This is a genomic window from Nocardioides sp. REDSEA-S30_B4 (genome assembly GCF_001627265.1).
GTDB lineage: Bacteria > Actinomycetota > Actinomycetes > Propionibacteriales > Nocardioidaceae > Nocardioides.
Window position 1 is genome coordinate 1 of sequence record NZ_LUPI01000035.1, and the last position, 21,641, is coordinate 21,641.

17 protein-coding genes are annotated in these 21,641 nt (G+C 72.6%); 5 read left to right on the forward strand and 12 right to left on the reverse strand.

All coding sequences use genetic code 11. The features are described from left to right. Both A6R01_RS08910 and A6R01_RS08915 read left to right on the forward strand, forming a co-directional pair. A partial coding sequence (locus A6R01_RS08910) for a ParA family protein (protein WP_292605092.1) occupies positions 1 to 673 on the forward strand: 673 nt, incomplete at its 5' end. Between the two features lie 152 nt (positions 674 to 825). Further along, positions 826 to 1,704, forward strand: coding sequence for a ParB/RepB/Spo0J family partition protein (locus A6R01_RS08915; protein ID WP_292605093.1), 879 nt, complete (start codon positions 826 to 828; stop codon positions 1,702 to 1,704). Positions 1,705 to 1,793: 89 nt separating this feature from the next. Here A6R01_RS08915 and A6R01_RS08920 read toward each other — a convergent pair whose 3' ends face one another. Both A6R01_RS08920 and A6R01_RS08925 read right to left on the reverse strand, forming a co-directional pair. Next, positions 1,794 to 2,561: a 1-acyl-sn-glycerol-3-phosphate acyltransferase gene (locus tag A6R01_RS08920; protein WP_292605094.1), complete on the reverse strand. Its 768-nt coding sequence runs from the start codon at positions 2,559 to 2,561 to the stop codon at positions 1,794 to 1,796. An 86-nt stretch (positions 2,562 to 2,647) separates the two neighbouring features. Further along, on the reverse strand, positions 2,648 to 3,973 hold the full coding sequence (locus tag A6R01_RS08925) for a PLP-dependent aminotransferase family protein (RefSeq protein WP_292605095.1): 1,326 nt from the start codon (positions 3,971 to 3,973) through the stop codon (positions 2,648 to 2,650). 112 nt (positions 3,974 to 4,085) lie between these two features. On the opposite strand from A6R01_RS08925, the gene A6R01_RS08930 reads away from it, so the two are divergent. Further along, positions 4,086 to 4,751: a GNAT family N-acetyltransferase gene (locus A6R01_RS08930; RefSeq protein ID WP_292605096.1), complete on the forward strand. Its 666-nt coding sequence runs from the start codon at positions 4,086 to 4,088 to the stop codon at positions 4,749 to 4,751. A 37-nt stretch (positions 4,752 to 4,788) separates the two neighbouring features. On the opposite strand, the gene trxA is transcribed toward A6R01_RS08930, so the two are convergent. The 7 genes from trxA to A6R01_RS08965 all read right to left on the reverse strand — a co-directional run bounded on the left by trxA (position 4,789) and on the right by A6R01_RS08965 (position 14,004). Continuing rightward, the gene (gene trxA / locus A6R01_RS08935) at positions 4,789 to 5,115 is read right to left on the reverse strand and encodes a thioredoxin (protein ID WP_292605097.1); all 327 of its coding nucleotides are present in this window, start codon (positions 5,113 to 5,115) and stop codon (positions 4,789 to 4,791) included. Positions 5,116 to 5,220: 105 nt separating this feature from the next. Then, a complete protein-coding gene (gene trxB / locus A6R01_RS08940) occupies positions 5,221 to 6,210 on the reverse strand; it encodes a thioredoxin-disulfide reductase (protein WP_292605098.1) in 990 nt (329 codons plus the stop codon). 188 nt (positions 6,211 to 6,398) lie between these two features. Then, a complete protein-coding gene (locus A6R01_RS08945) occupies positions 6,399 to 7,229 on the reverse strand; it encodes a hypothetical protein (protein WP_292605099.1) in 831 nt (276 codons plus the stop codon). A 63-nt stretch (positions 7,230 to 7,292) separates the two neighbouring features. After that, positions 7,293 to 8,009: an RNA polymerase sigma factor SigM gene (gene sigM / locus A6R01_RS08950; RefSeq protein WP_292605100.1), complete on the reverse strand. Its 717-nt coding sequence runs from the start codon at positions 8,007 to 8,009 to the stop codon at positions 7,293 to 7,295. Then, a complete protein-coding gene (locus A6R01_RS08955; protein WP_292605101.1) occupies positions 8,006 to 9,907 on the reverse strand; it encodes a protein kinase family protein in 1,902 nt (633 codons plus the stop codon). The genes sigM and A6R01_RS08955 overlap by 4 nt, the downstream gene beginning before the upstream one ends. 111 nt (positions 9,908 to 10,018) lie before the next feature. Next, positions 10,019 to 11,677, reverse strand: coding sequence for a murein biosynthesis integral membrane protein MurJ (murJ, locus tag A6R01_RS08960; protein ID WP_292605102.1), 1,659 nt, complete (start codon positions 11,675 to 11,677; stop codon positions 10,019 to 10,021). Beyond that, positions 11,674 to 14,004: a DUF6049 family protein gene (locus A6R01_RS08965; protein ID WP_292605103.1), complete on the reverse strand. Its 2,331-nt coding sequence runs from the start codon at positions 14,002 to 14,004 to the stop codon at positions 11,674 to 11,676. The genes murJ and A6R01_RS08965 overlap by 4 nt, the downstream gene beginning before the upstream one ends. A gap of 106 nt (positions 14,005 to 14,110) precedes the next feature. Here A6R01_RS08965 and A6R01_RS08970 point away from each other — a divergent pair, with 106 nt between their 5' ends. Continuing rightward, positions 14,111 to 15,529 carry a CCA tRNA nucleotidyltransferase gene (locus tag A6R01_RS08970; protein ID WP_292605112.1) on the forward strand — a complete coding sequence of 473 codons (1,419 nt, stop codon included), beginning with the start codon at positions 14,111 to 14,113 and terminating at the stop codon, positions 15,527 to 15,529. 55 nt (positions 15,530 to 15,584) lie between these two features. Beyond that, positions 15,585 to 16,061 carry an SRPBCC family protein gene (locus tag A6R01_RS08975; RefSeq protein ID WP_292605104.1) on the forward strand — a complete coding sequence of 159 codons (477 nt, stop codon included), beginning with the start codon at positions 15,585 to 15,587 and terminating at the stop codon, positions 16,059 to 16,061. A gap of 183 nt (positions 16,062 to 16,244) precedes the next feature. On the opposite strand, the gene A6R01_RS08980 is transcribed toward A6R01_RS08975, so the two are convergent. The 3 genes from A6R01_RS08980 to A6R01_RS08990 form a co-directional block, all read right to left on the reverse strand. Further along, positions 16,245 to 19,535, reverse strand: a complete 3,291-nt coding sequence (locus A6R01_RS08980) for an immune inhibitor A domain-containing protein (protein ID WP_292605105.1) — start codon at positions 19,533 to 19,535, stop codon at positions 16,245 to 16,247. Between the two features lie 309 nt (positions 19,536 to 19,844). Continuing rightward, the gene (locus A6R01_RS08985; RefSeq protein ID WP_292605106.1) at positions 19,845 to 20,930 is read right to left on the reverse strand and encodes an inositol-3-phosphate synthase; all 1,086 of its coding nucleotides are present in this window, start codon (positions 20,928 to 20,930) and stop codon (positions 19,845 to 19,847) included. 89 nt (positions 20,931 to 21,019) lie between these two features. Further along, a complete protein-coding gene (locus A6R01_RS08990; RefSeq protein WP_292605107.1) occupies positions 21,020 to 21,613 on the reverse strand; it encodes a PadR family transcriptional regulator in 594 nt (197 codons plus the stop codon). Between the last annotated feature and the right edge of the window lie 28 nt (positions 21,614 to 21,641).

The window sequence follows — 21,641 nt, forward strand, 5'->3', positions numbered from 1 at the left end:
CGCGTCGACCGCGCTCAACGTCGAGCATCGTCGAGGAGTCCCGTCGACCTACGACGCGCTCGTCGACGGGGTGGTCCTCGACGACGTGATCACCCCGTGTCCCGACCTGAGCAACCTCTGGGTCGTGCCGGCCACGATCGACCTGGCGGGCGCGGAGATCGAGCTGGTCTCCGTCGTCGCGCGCGAGGGACGCCTGCGCAAGGCGATCCAGGGGCACCCCTGGGTCGGCGACGCCCAGAGCGCAGGTGAGGACCGGTTCGACTACGTCCTCATCGACTGCCCGCCGTCCTTGGGTCTGCTCACGCTGAACGCGCTGGTGGCCGGCGAGGAGATGCTGATCCCGATCCAGGCGGAGTACTACGCCCTGGAGGGTCTCGGCCAGCTGCTCGAGACCGTCGACATGGTGCGCGCCCACCTCAACCCGGCGCTCGCCGTGTCCACGATCCTCCTCACGATGTACGACGCGCGCACCCGCTTGGCCGCCGGCGTCGCCGAGGAGGTCCGTGAGCACTTCGGGGACCAGGTGCTGCGCACGGCCATCCCGCGCTCGGTGCGGGTCTCTGAGGCACCGTCGTACGCCCAGACCGTGATGACCTACGACCCGGGCTCCCCCGGCGCCCTGTCGTACCTGGAAGCCGCCCGCGAGATCGCCAGCCGAGGAGTCAGCCTGTGAACGCCCGTCCTGCCCCGCGGCGCGGCCTCGGCCGTGGTCTGGGCTCCCTGATCCCCACTGCTCCCGTCGAGGCTGAGGGGTCAGGGCCCCTCGCGCCGTCCGCTGGGTCGGATGACGGGGTGACGGACGGTGGTGAGTCGCAGGGTCCGGCGGTGTCGCAGCCCGCTGGCTCGGCGTCGGCCAGGACGCCCGAAGGCGCCGAGCTCGCCCCGGTCGACGGCGCGTGGTTCGCGGAGGTGCCGATCGACCAGATCGTCCCGAACGCCGTGCAGCCCCGCCACGTCTTCGACGAGGAGGCGATGGCCGAGCTCGTGCACTCGATCCGCGAGGTCGGGCTGCTCCAACCCGTCGTCGTACGCCGGACGGGTCCTGAGTCCTACGAGCTGGTCATGGGTGAGCGTCGCTGGCGTGCGTCCCAGCAGGCCGGGCTGACCGAGATCCCCGCGATCGTCCGGCAGACCGAGGACACCGACATGCTCCGGGACGCGCTCCTGGAGAACCTCCACCGCTCCCAGCTGAACCCGCTGGAGGAGGCGTCGGCCTACGCGCAGCTGCTCGAGGACTTCGGATGCACCCACGAGGAGCTCGCCCAGCGCATCGGTCGCTCGCGGCCGCAGATCTCCAACACGCTCCGCCTGCTGCGGCTGAGCCCGGCCGTGCAGCGTCGGGTCGCCGCCGGAGTGCTGTCGGCGGGCCACGCCCGCTCGTTGCTGGGTGTCGAGGACGCCGACCTGCAGGACCGGTTGGCCGCGCGTGTGGTCGCCGAGGGCATCAGCGTGCGCGGGTTGGAGGAGATCGTCGCGGTGGGGGACCACGGTGACGGCGCGGCGCCGCGCGTGACGCGCCGCAAACCGACCGCCCCCGGGCTCAGTGAGATCGCCGAGCGCCTCTCGGACCGGCTGGAGACCCGCGTGAAGGTCGACCTGGGCAAGAGCAAGGGCAAGATCACCGTCGAGTTCGCCTCGTTGGAGGACCTGCGACGCATCATCGACGTGATCGACCCCCGCAACCGCAACGACCGGCCCATCTGAGCCGCCGCTCTCGATCAAGCAATCAATCGATCTGGCGAGAAGTCGACAAATCGATCAATCGCCGTCTCGACCGGCGGCTGCCGTGAGGGTCAGGCGTCGCCCTGACGGGCCCGCCGGGCCTCGGCCCGGCGGCGCTTCTCCTCGGCGTCGAGGCGCTCGGCCTCCTCGGGCGTCGGTGCGCTCCCGCCGAACCGGGCGGGGGTCCACCAGGATCCGGGCGGCTGCTCCTGCGCCGGGTAGGCCGCGATGGTCTCCTCCAGCATCCGGTCCATCCGACCGCGCAGGTCCGCGGTCTCGGCGACCGGGTCGGTGCCGGTGGGGTGCAGGGGCTCGCCCACCCGGATGGCGATGGTCTTGCCGCGGGAGAAGTCCTTGGGGTGGTCCTTGGTCATCAGCCGCTGGGTCCCCCACAGGATCACGGGGACCAGGGGGACACCGGCCTCGGCGGCGATGCGCACCGCGCCGGTCTTGAACTCCTTGAGCTCCATGGAGCGGGAGATGGTGGCTTCGGGGAAGATCCCGACGGCCTCACCACGGCGCAGGTAGTCCACCGCGGTGTGGAACGAGGCGAGCCCCTCACCCCGGTCTACCTCGATGTGGTGCATCGAGCGCATCACCGGACCGGTGACGCGATGGTCGAAGATCTCGCGCTTGGCCATGAACCGCACCTTGCGTCCCGACGGGTTCGCCGCCAGACCGCCGTAGATGAAGTCCATGTAGCCGACGTGGTTGACCGCCAGCAACACCCCGCCCCGGCGCGGGACGTGCTCGGTGCCGGTGAGGTCGAAGCGCTGGCCGAGCAGCCGGAAGCCGACCTTGCAGGTGGCGATGATCGGGGGATAGGTGAGGTCGAGCACCGGGCGATGCTCTCACGCACACCGGGTCCGCCCCGGTGGTGACCGGTGGACGGCCGACGGCGCCTGGACGAGCGGGCGGTGGGGCCTCAGTTGACGTCGGTGCCGGGCGCGTCGTAGCCGGGAGGCAGTCCGCGGTCGGAGTCGTCCTGGCCGAGGCTGGCGCCGAAGGTCGCCCGGAGCTCGATCTCGTCCTCGAGCACACCGGCCAGGCGGCGTACGCCCTCGCGGATGCGCTCGGCGGTGGGGTAGCAGAACGACAGGCGCATGGCGCCGGAGCCGTAGCCGTCGGCGAAGAAGGCCGTGCCGGGGACGTAGGCGACCCGGGCGGTCACGGCGCGGGGCAGCATCGCCTTGGCGTCGATGCCGGGGGGCAGCGTCAGCCAGACGTAGAAGCCGCCGTCGGGGACGTTCCAGCTGCATCCGGCCGGCATCAGGTCGTCGAGCGCACCCACCATCGCGTCGCGGCGCTCGCGGTACATCTCGCGGAACTGCTTGATCTGGCCCTGCCAGTCGTGGTTGGCGAGGTACGCCGAAACGGCCATCTGGGAGAACTGCGGCGGGCACAGCGTCGCCGACTCCTGGGCCAGCACGAGCTTCTCGCGCACCGGGTGGGGGGCGAGGGCCCACCCGACCCGGAAGCCGGGGGCGAAGGTCTTGGAGAAGGACCCGAGGTAGATGACGTTGTCGGCCTCGTCCGCGCGCATGGCGCGCAGCGGCTCCCGGTCGAAGCCGAGCAGGCCGTAGGGGTTGTCCTCGAGGACCAGCACGCCCTCACGGCGGCAGATCTCCAGCACCCGCTGGCGTCGCTCGGCGGACATGGTCACGCCGGCGGGGTTGTGGAAGTTGGGGATCGTGTAGAGGAACTTGATGGTGCGTCCCGCGCGCTTGACCGCGGCGATCGCCTGCTCCAGCGCCTCCGGCACCAGCCCGTGCGCGTCCATCTCGGCGTGCACGACCTCGGCCTGGTAGGCCCGGAAGACGCCCAGGGCACCGACGTACGACGGCGCCTCGCAGATGACCACGTCGCCGGGGTCGCAGAAGATCCGCGTGACGAGGTCCACCGCCTGCTGGGAGCCCACGGTCACCACGACGTCGTCGGGGTGGGCCTCGATGCCCTCCAGCCGCATCACGTCGGTGATCTGCTCGCGCAGCTCCGGCACGCCCTGGCCCGAGCCGTACTGCATCGCCACCGGTCCCTGCTCGAGCACGAGCTGGTTGATCGCACCGCCGACGACGTCGAGCGGGAGGCCGCTGATGTTGGGCATGCCGCCGGCCAGCGAGACCACCTCGGGACGCGACGCCACGGCGAACAGCGCTCGGATCTCCGAGGCCGTCATCCCTGCGGTGCGGGCTGCGTACCGGTCGACGAAGGAGTCGAGGCTGGTGTGCGTGCGCGCGGGCGTGCTGTCCATGATCCCCCTAGCATGAACGATGAGGACGCCGGACGCACGCGCGGGCCGCGACGTGGGCGGGTCGAGGGTCGATGCCGCTCCCGGCCCGCGTGCTGCGGGGAGGAGGGACGCCGTGGCCCGACGGGTGCACCCGTTGACCCTGGACCTCCTCGAGCGCCTCGAGGAGCAGGGCTGCCCCGCCCGCCAGTGCCTCACCTGGGCGCTCGACCCGGTGCAACGCGCCCGGGCCGACAAGGAGCCCGACGAGCGGGCTGCGGCCAAGGACGCCTGGGTCTCCGAGCTGCTGCGGGAGTGGGGCTCGTGCGGCCGCGTGCTCGTCGTCGACCAGGTCCCGATGGCCGTCGTCGTCTACGCGCCGCCCGCCCTGGCACCGGGCGCGGGGGCGGTGCCCACCGCGCCGGCCTCGCCTGACGCGGTGCTGGTCACCGACCTCTGGGTGCACCCGCGCCACCGCGGGCGCGGGCTGGGACGGGTCCTCGTGCAGGCGACCGCCCGGGACCTGGTGACGCGGGGCGGCCTGCGCGCCGTGGAGGCCTTTGCGGCCGGCGGGCGGGGCGCCCCGGGGTGCACCGCCCCCTTGGACTTCTGGCTGCGCACGGGCTTCCGCACCCAGCGGGCGCACCCCGTCGTGCCGCGGGTGCGGATGGACCTGCGCAGCACGGTCAGCTGGGTCGACGAGGTGGAGGCGGCCCTGGAACGGCTCGTCGGCGTCGTACGTCCTGCGCCGGTCCCGGACGCAGCAGTCCCCGCCGTCCACAGGGACGACGGGGACCGGTGAGGCTGGTACCTGGGGAGCCCGCTGTGCGGGACCCGCATCAAGCCGTGAAGTCGCTCAGTTCGTTGAGCAGCGTGGCCTTCGGGCGGGCGCCGACGATCGACTTCACGACCTCGCCGCCCTGGTAGACGTTGATGGTCGGGATGCCGGTGACCCGGTAGGAGGCCGGGGTGACGGGGTTCTCGTCGACGTTCATCTTCAGGAACGTGACCTTGTCACCGTGCGTGGCGGCGATCTCCTCCAGGATCGGGGCGACCTGGCGGCACGGACCGCACCACTCGGCCCAGAAGTCCACGAGGACCGGCTTGTCGGACTTGAGCACCTGCGCCTCGAACTCGGCGTCGGTGACCGCGGAGATGTTGCCCACGACAGGGCTCCTTTTCTGCAGGGGATCGATGGTCTCGCTCGGTTGAACACGGGCGTGGTGGGGGATGTTCCCGCCCCACCCGGGGTACGGCGCCGGGCCGTCCGCTCAGGCGCCGACCTCGGCCTGGGCACGGTCGTGCGCCTCGGCGGGGCTGCTCGCCACGTGGTCGAGCTCGGCGAGGTAGCGCTCGGCGTCCAGCGCCGAGGCGCAGCCGGTGCCGGCGGCGGTGATGGCCTGGCGGTAGTGGTGGTCGACCAGGTCGCCGCAGGCGAAGACGCCGGGGACGTTGGTGGCGGTCGAGGGGTGGTTGACCAGCACGTAGCCGTCGTCGTCGAGGTCGACCTGGCCGGCCAGCAGCTCCGAGCGGGGGTCGTGGCCGATGGCGATGAACAGGCCGGTGGCCGCGAGCTCGGAGCGCTCGCCGGTGACGGTGTCCTCGAGGACGACCTTCTCCAGGCGGTCCTCACCGACGATCTCGGCGACCTTGGAGTTCCACACGATCTCGAGCTTGGGGTCGGCGAAGGCGCGCTCCTGCATGATCTTGGAGGCGCGCAGCTCGTCGCGGCGCACGATCATGGACACCTTGGAGCCGAACCGGGTCAGGAACGTGGCCTCCTCGACGGCGGAGTCGCCTCCGCCGACGACCGCGATGTGCTGGTCGCGGAAGAAGAAGCCGTCGCAGGTGGCGCACCAGGAGACGCCGCGGCCGGACAGGGCGTCCTCGTTGGGCAGGTCGAGCTTGCGGTAGCCCGAGCCGGTCGCGAGGATCACCGAGCGGGCGCGGAACTCACCGGTGGCGGTGCGCACGACCTTCACCTCGCCGGTCAGCTCGACCTCGACGACGTCGTCGGCCACGAGCTCGGCGCCGAAGCGCTCGGCCTGGGCGCGCATCTCGTCCATCAGCGCCGGGCCCATGATGCCGTCGCGGAAGCCGGGGAAGTTCTCGACCTCGGTGGTGTTCATCAGTGCGCCGCCGGCGGTCACGGAGCCCTCGAAGACCAGCGGCTCGAGGCTGGCCCGGGCGGCGTAGACGGCGGCGGTGTACCCGGAGGGTCCTGAGCCGATGATGATCACGTTGCGGATGCTGTCGGACATGGGTGTCCTGCTCTCCTCGCCTCGGTGGCAGACGGTGGGCGACCGGTCGGCCGCACGGGGGTGGAACCGATCGTAGGCGAGCCGCATTCCTTCCCCGGGCGCAGTGCGGTCGGGCTCACCCCCCGTTCACCGGGTGGACACCTGTCGCCGGCGACGGGCCGGCCCGGGCCGGCGCGGCCGGGCGGCGCTCAGCGGCCGGGCAGGGTCACCGAGCGCAGGATCTCGCCGGTCCCGCACTGGACCAGGTCGGCGACCTGCGCGTCCCCGGTCGCGGGCCGGAAGACCAGGACGGCGGGCGACCGCTCGTAGAGGACCGCCACGGGGGTTCCGGGGCCCCAGTCGGCCGGGGCGCAGCCCTGCCAGGCGCGCTGGACCCGCGGAGCCGCGCGGCGCAGGGACGTGGTGTCCGGGGGGGCGACCTTGGCGTCGCTGCCGATCACCAGGCGCTGGATCCGGGTCGCGGCACGGGTGAAGCGCTCCTCCCGGACATCGGCCAGCCGGCCGCGCAGGACCACGAGGTCCTCCAGCGCGGCGAACTCGGAGACGGCACCGTCCGAGAGCATCTCGGTGCCTGCGGCCAGCTCCTCGTCGAGCGCTCCGTCGAGCTCGTCGTCGCTCTCCCCGCCCCCGGTGGCGTCGAGGTCCTCGCCGGAGGCTCGGCCCTCGGACCGGTCGGCGGACTCGGCGCTGTCGGCGCTGGCCGCCGTGTCGGACTCGGCCATGAGGGAGTCCTCGCCGGCGCTGCTGCCGACGACCTGCCCCAGGCCGACGCCCACCACGGCGACGGCGGCGGCCGCGGCGAGCATCGTCGCGGCGGTACGACGACGGCGCGCGGCCAGCGCGTAGACCTCGGCCTTGCGCGCACGGGGCCCGGTCAGCTCGGGATCGCCCGCCTCCAGACGGGCCAGGACGCCGTCGAGGTGCTCGGCCACGTCGTCGGGGACCCGCTCGTCGTGGCGTGAGCGCGCCAGCAGCCGGCGCAGGCGCGCCTCCTGCTCGGGGCTCAGGTGCTCGGCCACGACGGCTCCTCGTTCCTGGTGGTCGTCTTCGGGGCTGGTGCTGGCGTCAGGTGTCGGTGGGGATCAGGTCTGCGGGGTGGGCGGCCCGCGTGCGTCCGTGGGTCCGACGTCCGGCTCCGCCGCAGGGTTCCGTGACCGGGCGTGTCCCCGGTCACCCGCCTCGAGGTCCGTCAGCAAGGGTGCCAGCACGGTGGCGAGCCGTGCCCGCCCGCGCGAGCATCGAGACTTCACCGTGCCGACGGCGCAGCCGAGGATCGCGGCGGCCTCGGCGACCGGGTAGCCCTCCATGTCGACCAGCACCAGCGCCGCACGCTGGTCCGCGGGCAGCGCCGCCAGCGCGCCCAGCACCAGTCGCCGCTCGTCGGCCCGGACGGCGGCCGCGTCGGGCTGCTCGGGTGCGGCCGCCTCCCTCGGGCCGGCCAGCCGAGCGCCGTACTCCTCGAGGTCCTCGGGCAGCGGTTGGGCACGTCGGACCTTGGCGGCGCGGAGGCGGTCGAGGCAGGCGTTGACGACGACGCGGTGCAGCCAGGTCGTCACCGCCGCGTCGCCGCGGAAGGAGCCGGCGCGGCGGTAGGCCGCGATCATGCCGTCCTGGAGGCCGTCGGCGGCGTCCTCGGGGTTGCCGGTGGTGCGCAGCGCGACGGCCCACAGCCGGTCGCGGTGGCGGCGGAAGAGCTCGGCGAAGGCGCCCTCGCGTCCCTCGACGTGCGCCGCGAGCAGCGCGCGGTCCTCGAGGGCGGACCAGTCCGTGGGGGCCTCCGGCCCGGTGGAGGTGCTCATCCGCGCGGGACCACCTCGGCGACCTCGCTGCGGAACCCGTCGGGGACCGTGGGCAGCGAGGTGATCCACACGACGAGGTAGCGGCCCGACGCGGGCTCGTCGAGCACGACCGTCTCCTCCGCTGCGGCGGAGACGGTGGCGGCGGGGGACAGCCCCTGCTCGGAGGGTACGCCGGTGGGCGCCTCGTCGACGACGTACAGCTCGAGGTCCGTGGGCGACCCGACCAGGCGCAGCGCCACCTCGGCGACGCTGCGGGCCTCCCCGAGGTCGAGCACCAGGCCGACGCCGTCCTTGAGCCCGCCGGGGCCGAAGTCCTGCTTGTAGGTCGAGGTGCGCCAGGCCGTGGCGGGGTCGCCGTCGACGACCAGGCCGGTGAGCTCGGGGTACTCCCCGCCGTCGCTGCCCTGCGGGTCGAGGTCGCTCACCGACGCGACGTCGAGCGGGCCGACCTCGGCGGGGGCGGAGGCGGTGGCCGAGGGTGACTCCTCCTCCGGGACGGTCCCGAGGGGGGTGCGGCCGCGTCCGAGGTTGAAGGCGACGGTCACGGCGACGAGGACGACGAGGGCGGCCAGCAGGATCGCGGCCACCCGGAACGAGCTGCGGCCGGGGACCTCCTCCTCCACGACCGGGCCGGTGCCGGTGGGCCACCCGGTGTCGACCCAGCCGCCGCCGGCACCCCCGCCGGCACCGCCGGTGCGGGGGCCGGCCGCGGTGTCCCACGGCCAGAACTGCTGAGAGTCCCTGCCGGGGTCGGGCTTCCGGCTGCGACGCACCGGGGCGCCCTCGGGAGGGTCGGGGGCGAAGAGGGGCCGGGCGGGCGGCTCCTCGAAGGGCGGGGGCGGCGCCGGGGACGCGGCGTCGTCGGCAACCAGGAATCCCGGCATCTCGGCCTGGGTGACCTCACCGGTGCTCTCGCCCGGGGCGTCACCGGACCCGTCGGCCCCCTCGGTCGCCTCAGGGTCGTCTCCGGCGTCCTCGCGATCCGCGGGCTCGGCGGGGCCCAGGGACCCGGCCGGCGGGGTCGGCGGGGTCGGGCGGGTGAGCTCCTCCGCCTCGCGGACGGTGAACTCGGGGACCTGGGGCAGGACGACCGTCTCGTGGCCTCCGCTGACCAGCCGGGAGGTCATCGACTCCTGCAGGCCGGTCGGGTCGCCGACGAACTCCTCCAGCGCGGCTCGGAACGCGTCCGCCGCCATGGTGCCGCAGCCCGGCTGGGGGTTGAGGACCTCGTCGCACAGGGTGTCGAGGTCGCGGGGGATGCCGGCCCGGACCTGGCGTGGCCGCAGCACCCGGCCGTGGTCGGTGGGCGCCGGCGGGACCGCCGAGCTCGAGGGACCGGCCCAGCGCCCGGTGAGGGCGGCGTACAGCAGGCCCGCCAGGTCCGCCACGTCGTCGGCGACGCGACCGGTCGGTCGGCCGTGCAGCGCGGCGTCGACGCACCAGCCGATGACGCGCACGGCGCCGGAGGTGTCGATGAGGACGTTCTCGGGGTTGAGCCGGCCGTGCGGCACGTCGGCGGCGTGCGCCCGGGCGCAGGCGGCGGCGACCTCCCCCACGACCCAGGCGGCGCGCCGCGGGCTCAGCTCGCCACCCGCCGCGAGCATGATGTCCAGCGAGGTGCCCGAGCCCCACTCGTTGACGACGTAGCACAGGGGGCCGCTGCGCTCGGCGTCCAGCACCCGCAGGATGTGCGGGTCGAGGATGCGCGCCGAGCGGCGGGCCGCGGCCAGCAGCCCCTCGGCCCGGTCGTCATCAGCGGCGATCACGTGCAGCGCGACGTGGCGCTCCAGGACCCGGTCGTGCGCGCGCCAGAAGCGGCCGTTCCCGCTCTCGCTGAGCAGGTCGACCAGGCGGTACCGGTCCGCGAGGACGTCTCCGGGCCGGATCGAGGCGGGCACGCGGCTCCTCACAGCTGCAGGTCGTGGGGTTCTGGCTGGCTGGTGCGGGCACCCTCCCGGGTGCTCCCCGTCATCGTAGGGCGGGGCGCGCCGGGAGCGGGGAGGGCCCGCTCAGCCGCGTCGCGTGACCAGCGCCAGCACGGCGGTGACCTCGCGGATCCGCAGCAGCCGGGCCAGCAGCAGGAAGACCACGACGTCGACCGTGCCGACCGCGGCGACCACGAGCACCGACCACAACCGACCCGGCAGCGGGGGCTCGTCGCCGGCCCACGCCCCGAGGCCGGCGTGCACCGCCCAGGCCAGCGCGGTGGAGACCGCGACGACCAGGCCGATGCGCACGCAGAAGCGCAGCAGCTCCGAGCCGTGGAGGCCGCCCACCCGTCCGGAGAGGACCTTGAAGGACAGCACGGCACCGACGAGGTACGCCGACCCGTAGGCCACCACGAGCCCCGGCGAGGTCCACGCGGCGTCGGTCCCGGTGACCACGGCGACCGCGACCACGACGTTGGTGGCGGCCACGGCGCACTGGTTCCAGAACACCGTGCGGGTCTGCTCCAGGGCGTAGAAGCCGCGCAGCACCAGGTAGTGGGCGGTGAAGAAGAGCACCGCGGGGCCGAAGAGCGCCAGGGTGGGGACGTAGTTGTCGACCGTGTCGGCCGCGGCGCCGTAGCCCAGCAGGAGCCGGGCGAGCTCGGGGGCCAGCAGTGGCAACAGCGCCGCGAACGGCACCATCACCGCGAACGAGGTGCGCATGGTGCGGGCCAGGGTGGCGCCGAGCGAGGCGAGGTCGCCGTCGGCCGCGGCGCGGGAGAGGCGCGGGAGGATCGCGGTGGCCAGCGAGACCGTGATGATCGAGTGCGGCACCATCACGATGAGGAAGGCCGAGGAGTAGACGGTGTAGCCGGTGCCCTCGGGGTCGCCGGTCCCGGTGCCGGTCGAGGCCAGCCGCACGACGACCGTGTAGGCCAGCTGGTTGACGATGACGAACAGCACCGTCCAGGTGCCCAGGCGCAGGGTGTGGCCGAGGCCGGTGTCGCGGAAGTCGAAGCGCGGGCGGTAGCGGAAGCCGGCCGCGCGCAGGTAGGGCAGCAGCACCAGCAGCTGGACCGCGATGCCCAGCGTCGACCCGAGCCCCAGCAGCAGCTCCTGGCCGCTGGTGTAGCCCGCAGTGCGCTCCGCACCGTCGGCCGCGCCGAAGACCACGAGGTAGACGACCAGGGTGGCGACGGAGATGACGTTGTTGGCGATCGGCGCCCACATCATCGGGCCGAAGCTGCCGCGGCTGTTGAGGATCTGCCCGACCAGCACGAACATGCCGTAGAAGAAGACCTGCGGCAGGCACAGCCGGGCGAAGGCCACGGTGGAGTCGATGGCGTCCGGCGGCCAGTCGTCGGAGGTGTACAGGTCGACGACCCAGGGGGCGGCCAGGACCAGGGCGATCGTCACCGCGGCCAGGAAGAGCGCGGCCAGCGTGACGATCCGGTTGGTGTAGGCCTCGCCGCCGTCGGCGTCGTTGCCCATCGCCCGGACCAGTTGCGGGACCAGCACGGCGTTGAAGACACCGCCGGCCAGCAGGATGTAGAGCATGTTCGGGATCGTGTTGGCGATCGTGAACACGTCGGCGTGCACCAGGTTGCCCAGCGCCGCGGCCAGCAGCACCGAGCGGATGAAGCCCGAGAGCCGGGAGAACGTCGTGCCGGCCGCCATCACGGCCGAGCTGCTCAGGACCGAGCGCTCCTCGGCCGCCTCGCCCGTCGGCGTACCGCTCACGAGGGCTGCCCCGCCCGGTCCGCGCGACGGGCCTCACGCACCCGGCGCACCAGGCGCAGGCCGATCATCCCGAACAGCAGCACCGCGCCGCTGCCCATGATCAGCCAGATGACCCGGCTGACCTGGGCGGCGCGGATCGGCAGGTCGGCGCGGCCGCCGAGCGGCACGCCCTCCACCGACGTGACCAGCAGGGAGACGTTGTGGATGCCCTGGCGCTGGGTGGTGGCCTCGAGCAGCACCCCGACCCGGCCGCCCGCGGGGACCAGGATGGAGTCGGGCACGCCGAGGGTCATCGGGAGGTCCGAGCGCGCGTCGAGGCGCACCGTCACCGGCTCGTCGAGGTCGTTGACGACCGTGGCGGGCAGCCGCCCGCTGGCACTGGACAGCGTCACTCCGGTCGGCGTCGTGACCCCGATGCGGGTCAGCAGGTCGCGCACGGCCCTGGTGCCGGAGGTCAGGCTCTTGCGCGCCCGGCGCCGCACCGGCCGGGTGGTGTACGCCGCCGCCGCGAACGCCTCCCCGGCCACGACGTCGCCGACCCGGTCGTTGAGGGTCAGCACGTCCTGCAGCACCTCGCCCGCGTCGACCAGGTCCTGCACCGCGGCCACGGCGCCGGCGTCGAGCTCGGAGGACTGCTGGGAGTCGGGGTAGCGCAGGTCGCCCGCCGCCACCTCGGTCGCCTCCACGTCGGACACGGCGTCGGCGACGGTGTCGAGGTCGACCCAGGAGGTGTCGAGCTCCTCGAAGACCTCACCGGGGTCGTCGGGAGACCACCCCGGCGGGAGCACGACGACCAGCGGCTGCGGGTCGGGGTCGAGCAGGCGCAGCGCCGCCTCGCTGAGGATGCGCTGGCGCATCGAGATCGCGCTGAGCCGGCGACCGGGTCCGGGACCGCCCTGCGCGGCGCCGGAGGAGCTGACGACCACGTCGCGGCCGTCCACCGAGACCACGCTCGGGGCGCGCCCGTCCTCGTCGAGCCCGACCTCGAGGTCGGTCATGAGGATCGTCTCGGCGGGGTCGGCGATGCCGATGGCCGTCGCGTCGATGTAGCCCAGCGGAGAGGAGAGGCCGGGGTCGGTGCCGGCGCCGACGCGCGGGAGCGTGCCGCCGCTGAGCCGGCGGGCCTGGGCGTAGAGGCGCGGCTCCTGCTCGGCCGCCCCGGCGACGTCGAGGTCGCCGAAGGGGAGGGCGAGCACCTGGTGGCCGCCGCGCACCGCCTCGGTGAGCGAGTCCAGCCAGCCCTCCGCGGCGCGGGCGAGCGAGCGCGCGGCCGGGTCGAGGTCCTCGGTCTCCACCGGGTCCACGGCGAGTGAGCCCGACGGGGACGGGGACGCGGTGGGCCCCACCGACTCCTCGTCCCCGGGCTCGGACGAGCCGTCCTCGGTGGGCGAGGGCGTCGCGTCGCTCTCGGCGAGGTCGGGGTCCTCGGCGTCGGGGTCGACGGTGGGCGACAGGGACCGGGCCGGGTTGCCGGCGGCCAGCTGCGCCGCGGCGACGGTGAGGGCCGGGTCGACCAGCCACGTGATGGGTGCTCCGTCGGCCTGGGCACCCATGCTCACCAGGCGCCCGAGCGTGCCGTTGCTGCCGAGCTCGTCGGCCCACACCTCGGGCTCGGCGAGCGAGCCGTCGGCCTCGTGCAGGATGCGCCGACGCAGCGGCACCACGAGCGCGACCGGCACCGGGGTGGTGATGTCGGCGCCGTCGGGACGCCGCGGTCGGTCCTGGCCGGCACCGTCGTCCCCGGCACCGTCGTCCCCGGCACCGTCGTCCTCGGAGGGCTGCTCGACCAGCGGCAGGAAGGTGCGGGCCCGACCGTCGGCGACCGAGTCGCGCCCGGCGGTGTCCTGGCCCAGGGCGTGCACGCCGAACCAGTAGACGCCCCGGGCGGTCGCCTCGAGGCGGGAGCGGGCCACGGTGAAGGAGTACGTCGCACTCTGGCCCGGCTCGAGGCGGTCGATGACGGCGTACGGGCCCGGCGTGGTGACGCGGTCCCCCACGTAGGTCAGCGGGTCGGTCCGGCGCGCCTCGCGCAGCTGCGCCGGCGTGGTCATCGGCTCGCCGCCGAGCAGCGGGTAGAGGTTGATGGTGGTCCAGGTCTCGTCGTCGACGTTGGTGACCGTGCCGCCGACCTCGATCGTGCCGGAGGTGGGGATCTCCCCCGGGGTCAGCCTCTCGATGGTCACCTCCAGCGGCTCCACGGGCTCCGGCGGCACCGCCGCGACGGCGGTGGGCGCGGCGGGCAGGAGCAGGACGGTGGCCGTCGCCAGGACGAGCGCCAGGAGGGTCGCGACCGCGCGCAGGGCAGGCGAGAGCGACCGGGGGACCACCCGGCGAGGATAGTTGCTGGACGGGCGGCACCCGGTCAGGCGGGGCGGGAGCCGGCTGTCTATAGACTGCTCGCCCGTGTCCCACGCAGAGCCGGCCCCCCTGAGCATCGTCGAGGTGCAGCGCGCGGTGGCCGAGGAGCTCGACCGCCTGGCCCCGGTCATCGACGAGCTCGGGCGGCGCTTCGCCGAGGCCGGCCACGAGCTCGCGCTGGTCGGCGGTCCGGTGCGCGACGCGATGCTCGGTCGCCGGCACACCGACCTCGACTTCACGACCTCGGCGCGCCCCGAGGAGACCGAGCGGCTGCTCAAGGGCTGGGCCGACGCGCTGTGGGACGTCGGCCGCGAGTTCGGCACGATCGGCTGCCGCCGAGGCGAGTGGCAGGTGGAGATCACCACCTACCGGGCGGAGTCCTACGACCCGACCTCCCGCAAGCCCGAGGTCTCCTACGGCGACGACCTCGCCGGCGACCTGGGCCGACGCGACTTCACCGTCAACGCGATGGCGGTGCGGCTGCCCGGGCGCGAGATCGAGGACCCGTACGGCGGCGTGGTCGACCTCGCCCACCGCGTGATCCGGACCCCCGGGGCTCCTGAGGACTCCTTCTCCGACGACCCGCTGCGGATGATGCGGGCCGCACGCTTCGCCGCCCAGCTCGGCTTCGAGGTCGACGACTCCGTCGTCGAGGCGATGACCGCGATGGCCGAGCGGATCGACATCATCTCCGCCGAGCGCGTGCGCGACGAGCTGGTCAAGCTGGTCACCGCGCCCTGGCCGCGGCGTGGCCTGACCCTGCTGGTGCGCACCGGCCTGGCCGAGCGGGTGCTGCCCGAGCTGCCGGCCCTGGCGCTGGAGCGCGATGAGCACCACCGCCACAAGGACGTCTACGAGCACACCCTCACCGTGCTCGAGCAGGCCATCGACCTCGAGCACCGGCTCGGCGGCGAGCCGGACTTCGTCAGCCGCTTCGCGGCGCTGATGCACGACGTCGGCAAGCCGCGCACCCGGCGCTTCCTCGACGACGGCACGGTCACCTTCCACCACCACGACGTGGTGGGCGCCAAGATCACCCGCAAGCGGATGAAGGCGCTGCGCTTCAGCAACGACGAGATCGAGGCGGTCTCGAAGCTGGTGGAGCTGCACCTGCGCTTCCACGGCTACGGCTCGGGCGAGTGGACCGACTCCGCGGTCCGGCGCTACGTCCGCGACGCCGGGGACCAGCTCGAGCGGCTGCACATCCTGACCCGCGCGGACTGCACGACCCGCAACCGGCGCAAGGCCGAGCGGCTGCGGCGCACCTACGACGACCTCGAGGCCCGGATCGAGCGGCTGGCCGAGCAGGAGGAGCTCGACTCCCTGCGCCCCGACCTCGACGGCAACCAGATCATGACCATCCTCGGCATCGGTCCCGGTCGCGAGGTGGGCGAGGCCTACCGGCACCTGCTCGAGCTGCGGATGGACCACGGGCCGCTCGGCGAGGAGCGGGCCACCGAGGAGCTGCACGCCTGGTGGGCCGCCCGCGGCTGACCGCTGCGCGACCACGGGTTCCACGCGCGACGTACCGGCGGTACGGTCCGGTCCCATGACGACCCCTCAGACCAGCTCCGACGAGCTCACCGCGAGCATCGAGATCGACGCCGCCCCCGCTCAGGTCTGGGCCCTCCTCGCCGACCTGCCGCGCATGAGTGAGTGGAGCGACCAGGTGGTGCGCACCTGGATCGTCGGCGGCGAGGTCAAGCAGGGCGCCCGGATGATCAACCTCAACCAGCAGGGCTGGAAGCGCTGGCCCACCAACGCCAAGGTCGTGCGCTTCACCCCGCACAGCGACCTGGCCTTCCGGGTCACCGAGAACCGCACGATCTGGTCCTTCCAGCTCGAGCCGCTCGACGGCGGCGCGCGCACGAAGGTGACGCACCGTCGCGAGGCGCCCGACGGCATCTCCGGGCTGTCCAAGGGGCTGACCAAAGTCGTCCTCGGCGGCATGGACGCCTTCGCCGACGAGCTCACCACCGGCATGGGCAGGACCCTCGAGCGCGTGAAGGCCGCCGCCGAGGCCTGAGCGGAGATCGAGCCGGCGTATTGATACGCCGGCTCGGCATCACGACGAGGCCCGCCGGACGCGCGGTCGTGGTGCGCGGCGCCCGCGCCGGGACCTCTGACCACGGACCACGACACCCGTACCGACGACGACCGGCGCGCCCCCTCGTGCGAGGGGACGCGCCGGTCGTGTCACGCCGACGGCTCAGTAGCCGTAGTCGTACCTCCCGCAGCCCTTGCCGAGCTTGAAGGAGACCGTGCCGGTCAGGTCGCCGTCGGACTTCGCGGGCCCGTCGGTCTCGCCCTTCATCGACAGCACCTTGAAGGACAGGCAGCCGTAGTCGAAGAGCCAGTCCGTGGTGGCCTCCCCGCTCTTGGTCTGCCCGCTCGGGTCGCTGTAGTTCTCGACCCAGCCGGAGCCGAAGTCGGAGAAGGTGTTGCGGCCCTCCACGGCCCGGAACGACGCGTCGTCGAGGTCCGGCGAGGAGCTGCCCGGCTCCGGGACGGAGTCCAAGACGGTCTGGGCCGGCGGGTCGTCGGTGCCGGCGTTGCCGTAGCCGTGGGCCTCGTCGGTGTACATCAGCGAGAGCCCGGCCTGGAACCCGATCGGGTCGCGGTCGATCTGGCCCTGACCGTCGAGGTCGAAGCCGGAGCGGTCGCGCATCTCCAGGTAGTAGGCGTGGTCGAAGTCGGCCTCCGCGCCCGCCTTGACGTACTGCCAGGCCAGGGTGCAGGCACCCGGGCTGTCGGGCTTGCAGCCGCCGTTGAAGACCTGGGGGTCCTTCGGGCTCCCGGACTTCTCGAAGTCGCTCGCGAAGAGCTTCCTGGTCTTGCCGTCCGGCAGCGTGGCGACGACCTCGAGGTCGTCGATGAACCAGCCCGGCCGGGCCAGGCCCGGGTCCGTGGAGTAGCTGAACCGCAGGATCGGCGACTCCGCCCCGACCAGGTCGGAGACGTCGAAGGAGTCGGCGAGGAAGATCGGCTCCGGCGCGTCGCCGGTCTTGCGGTCGAGCGCCTCGGTGCCGGCGTCGTAGGAGCCGGAGGTGCCGGTCAGGCCGTTGTCGTACGCCGCCTGGCAGCCGTTCTGGTTCGGGTTGCCGGCCAGCGGGTCCAGGTTGGAGGTGGTGTAGCCGTTCTCAGAGGCGTGCGAGGTGAAGGTGCGACCGTCACCGGAGGTGAGCACGAAGCCGTAGTCGTAGTCCCACTCGATGTCCCAGTAGGACTTGAACGACGCCGAGATCGTCGTGCCGGCCGGGAGCTTCTTCGCGCCCGGCAGCGAGATGTCGAGGTTGCGGCCGCCACCGTCGGTGGCGCACCCGAAGTCGTTGCCCGACCCCGAGAACCAGGCGGTCTTCTTCGACGCGCCGTCCCCGGACCCGAAGACCGCGCCGTCGATGAGCGTGCGGCCCGGGAGCTTGGCGACGTACATCTCGGAGTTGCGGACGATGCCGTCACGGCCGTTCTTCAGCGTGTACTTCTTGCCGCTGGGGGTCCGCCAGTGGATGCGGCCGGTGTTCTGCTTGGAGTCCTTCCAGTTCTTCACCGTCCTCTTCTTGCCCGGCTTCAGCACCTCGGGCACGACCCAGCCGAGCTCCTGGCGGCCGTAGCCGTCCATGTTCTGCGACTTGTCGGTGGCCATCAGGTTCCAGTCGCCGTAGGTCTCACGACCACCGAGCGAGTAGTAGTCCGGCAGGCCGAGGGAGTGGCCGTACTCGTGGGAGATCACCGAGGCCGCGTCGATGGCCGTCTCGGGGTTCACGTTGTAGGGACCGACCCGGACGAAGACCTTGCGCGGGGTCTTCTTGGTGGTCATCTTCCGGTAGGAGTCGTCGGTCCAGTAGAGCGGACGACCCTCGAGGTCCTTGAGCTGGTCGTCGGTGGTGATGCCGGGCAGGCCGGTCTCGGGGTCGGTGAAGTAGGACTCCAGCGAGGAGGAGTGCGGCCAGATGTTGTCGTAGGGCAGCAGGTCGCTGGGGGCGTCGGAGCAGGCGGCGAGCTGGCTGGCGCCGTTGCCGCCGCAGCCGGCGAAGACGGCCATGAAGAAGTCGACGACGCCGTCCTTGTCGGTGTCGAAGTCGGAGTAGTCGATCTCCGGGTCCGCGAGGACCACGGCGTCGGCGACCAGCTTGCCGGTCGGGCCGCAGCCGCTGTCGATCTGCTGCAGGGCCGCGACGCCGGCCAGGGCGCCGATGACGGCCGAGCCGTTGGCGTCGGCGCCGTAGTACTGCGTGGTGCCGGGCAGGTTGTAGACGCCATTGGTGATCCGCTCGGGATAGAGCGGGGTGCCCAGCGCCAGGTCACCGAGGTCGGCGAAGGTCAGCCCGGTGCAGGTGTTCAGCGAGGCCGGGTCAGTCTGGTAGAGCGGGAAGCCCGGCTCGTAGTCGAAGTCGGCCGTCGCGATGCCGGCCGAGGGGACGCTGCCGTTCGGGAAGAGCTGGCCCAGCGACATCTCCTGGAACAGGTTGAACGTCGAGCCCTTGAACTTCTTGGAGTTGATGATCTCCTCGAGCTGCTCGCCGGTGTGGTCGGCGGTGTACGCGCGATCGGTGTACTGGACCGGCACGAACGGGCGGTCGCCGTAGCGCGCGGTCTCGAAGCGCTCGGCCGGCGGGATCACCTTGGGACCGTGGCTGGTCGAGCTGGAGGTGCGTCCGCTCGCCTTGAGCGTGGCCTTCGTGGACAGGTCGCGCCACACGATGGTCGGCAGCGTCCTGACCGAGGCGGCCTTGGACTCCACGACCAGGCGGACGGTCCGTCCGGCCCTGACCTTCGGGACCTTCCAGGTGATGGTCCGCGCCGAGGTGCGGTGCTTGCCCGGGCCGGAGCTCTTCTTGAAGGTGGTGCCCTTCGGCGCCTTCACCGTGACCCTGCCGCCCTTGAGCGCACCCTTGGTCGGGTTGGCGACCGTGATCGTGGAGGGGTACTTCTCGCCCGGCTTGACCCAGCCGACCGAGGAGACGAAGGAGTTGTGCACGGTCAGGCCCTTGGCCTTCGAGGCGACCCGCACGGCCGCCGCGCCGGCGTCCTCGGCCGAGAAGCCGGCGTACGACGCGTCGACCGCACGGACCGCGAGCTGGACGGCACCGTCGGTGGCGTCGACCGCGGACAGCAGCGAGGCCGGGATGGTGGTCGTGAAGGAGCCGTCGGGCTCGGCCACGACGTCCTCGGCCGCGAGCACCTCGCCGGTGGCGTCGACCAGCTGGAGGGTGAAGGTGGCGGCGACAGCGTCGCCGACGGCGCCGATGCGGGCCTGGGTGACCTTGGCGACCGAGCCGGTCACCACGAGGTCCTCACCCGGGACGACCTCGGCGAGGTCGTCGAAGGAGACGGTCAGCAGCTTCTGGCCGATCGTGCTGGCCAGGGAGTCGGGGCGGTCCGCGGCCGTGGCCGTGGCCGAGGACAGCGTGAGAGGTGCGGCGGCGCCGGCGAGCACCGCCACGGCGAGACCCGCCGTGAGAGCGCCCCGCAACCGCCGGGAGCTGGAGGTGGTGGACATGAGGACCTTCGGTGTCGGGTAGGCCACCGTGGGTCGGGCGGCCAGCGGGGACCGCGCGGATCCCGCCCGGTCCACATCGGCCAACGACGTGGGCCCGTGAGGCGTTACGCCGTGGAGGGCTCGTGACGAGAACATCTGCGTCACACGCACGACGCCCCGCCAGGATCTCTCCTGGCGGGGCGTTCGCTCGTGCTGCTGGGTTCAGGCTGCTTGTCGGCTCACGGGGTCTCGACCCGCGGTCGCGACCTCGTTCCTCGGTCGCGCGCTCGCTCGACCTGCGGGCGGTAGGAGCAGCCCTCCTTCGTCGGGCTACTCCTCGCCCTTGATGAAGGCCTCGACGCGGCGGCGACCCTCGTCGTCGGGCAGCTGCACCGGCGGGGACTTCATCAGGTAGGACGACGCCGAGATGATCGGGCCGCCGATGCCGCGGTCCTTGGCGATCTTGCAGGCGCGCAGGGCGTCGATGATGATGCCGGCGCTGTTGGGGGAGTCCCAGACCTCGAGCTTGTACTCGAGGTTGAGGGGGGCGTCACCGAAGGCGCGACCCTCGAGGCGGACGTAGGCCCACTTGCGGTCGTCGAGCCACTCCACGTGGTCCGAGGGACCGATGTGGACGTTGCGGTCGTGGACCTTGCCGGCCAGCTCGCCCTGGAGGTTGGAGGTGACGGCCTGGGTCTTGGAGACCTTCTTGGACTCCAGGCGCTCGCGCTCGAGCATGTTCTTGAAGTCCATGTTGCCGCCGACGTTGAGCTGGTAGGTGCGGTCCAGCGTCACGCCGCGGTCCTCGAAGAGGCGGGCCATCACGCGGTGGGTGATGGTCGCGCCGACCTGGGACTTGATGTCGTCACCGACGATCGGGACGCCGGCGTCCTCGAACTTCTTGGCCCACTCGGGGTCGGAGGCGATGAAGACGGGCAGCGCGTTGACGAAGCCGACGCCGGCGTCGATGGCGCACTGGGCGTAGAACTTGTCAGCCTCCTCCGAGCCCACCGGGAGGTAGGAGACGAGGACGTCGACCTCGGCGTCCTTGAGCGCCTGCACGACGTCGACCGGCTCGGCGGCCGACTCGTCGATGGTCATCCGGTAGTACTTGCCCAGGCCGTCCAGGGTGGGGCCACGCTGGACCTCGACGCCCAGGGTCGGGACGTCGGTGATCTTGATGGTGTTGTTCTGCGAGGCGTTGATGGCCTCGGAGAGGTCCTTGCCGACCTTCAGGTCGTCGACGTCGAAGGCGGCGACGAACTCGACGTCGGAGACGTGGTAGTCACCGAACGTGACGTGCATGAGACCCGGGACGGTGCCCTGGGGGTCGGCGTCCTTGTAGTACTCGACACCCTGCACGAGGGAGCTGGCGCAGTTGCCCACTCCGACGATTGCTACTCGAACCGAACCCATCGGGTCGTTCCCTTCCGTGTTGGCCTGAGCCCCGCCGGGGGCGGAGCGGTCGTTGGCTGGTTGATCGATCTGTGGTCTGGGGGCGGCCGTCAGGAGTGACGGCTGCCGGTCTCGGTGCTGCTGCTGGACTCGGGAGCGGCGGCGGCGTTGCCGCGCTCGGCGTTGATGAGGTCCGAGAGCCACCGGACCTCACGTTCGACGGACTCCACACCGTGGCGCTGGAGCTCGGCCGCGTAGCGGTCGACCTCCTTCTGCGTCATGGCGAGCTGCTGCTGGACCCGGTCGAGCCGCTCCTGCAGCCGGGTGCGCCGTCCCTCCAGCACCCGCAGCCTGATCTCCATGTCGGTGCGCCCGAAGAAGGCGAACCGGATGTCGAAGTTGTCGTCCTCCCACGCCGTGGGACCGACCTCCGACATCAGCCGCTCGAACTCCACGTGACCGGCCTCGGTCACCTGGTAGACGATCCGCGGCCGCTTGGTCACCGGCGTCGAGGACACCGAGGTCTCCTCGATGAGGTTGCTGCGCAGCATCTTCTTCAGCGTCGGGTAGAGCGAGCCGTAGGAGAGCACCCGGCCCCAGCCCAGCATCAGGTTGAGGCGCTTGCGCAGCTCGTAGCCGTGCATGGGTCCCTCGTGCAGCAGTCCGAGGACTGCGAGCTCGATGGTCTCTCCGCGACGTGCCACGAGATGCATCGTAGCGATATATCCACGC

Bases quoted from the DNA above. Each gene is read 5' to 3' on its own strand.
- A6R01_RS08925 (WP_292605095.1), bottom strand. From the start codon at position 3,973: ATGGACAGCACGCCCGCGCGCACGCACACCAGCCTCGACTCCTTCGTC.
- trxB (WP_292605098.1), bottom strand. From the start codon at position 6,210: ATGTCCGACAGCATCCGCAACGTGATCATCATCGGCTCAGGACCCTCC.
- sigM (WP_292605100.1), bottom strand. From the start codon at position 8,009: ATGAGCACCTCCACCGGGCCGGAGGCCCCCACGGACTGGTCCGCCCTC.
- A6R01_RS08975 (WP_292605104.1), top strand. From the start codon at position 15,585: ATGACGACCCCTCAGACCAGCTCCGACGAGCTCACCGCGAGCATCGAG.
- A6R01_RS08980 (WP_292605105.1), bottom strand. From the start codon at position 19,535: ATGTCCACCACCTCCAGCTCCCGGCGGTTGCGGGGCGCTCTCACGGCG.
- A6R01_RS08985 (WP_292605106.1), bottom strand. From the start codon at position 20,930: ATGGGTTCGGTTCGAGTAGCAATCGTCGGAGTGGGCAACTGCGCCAGC.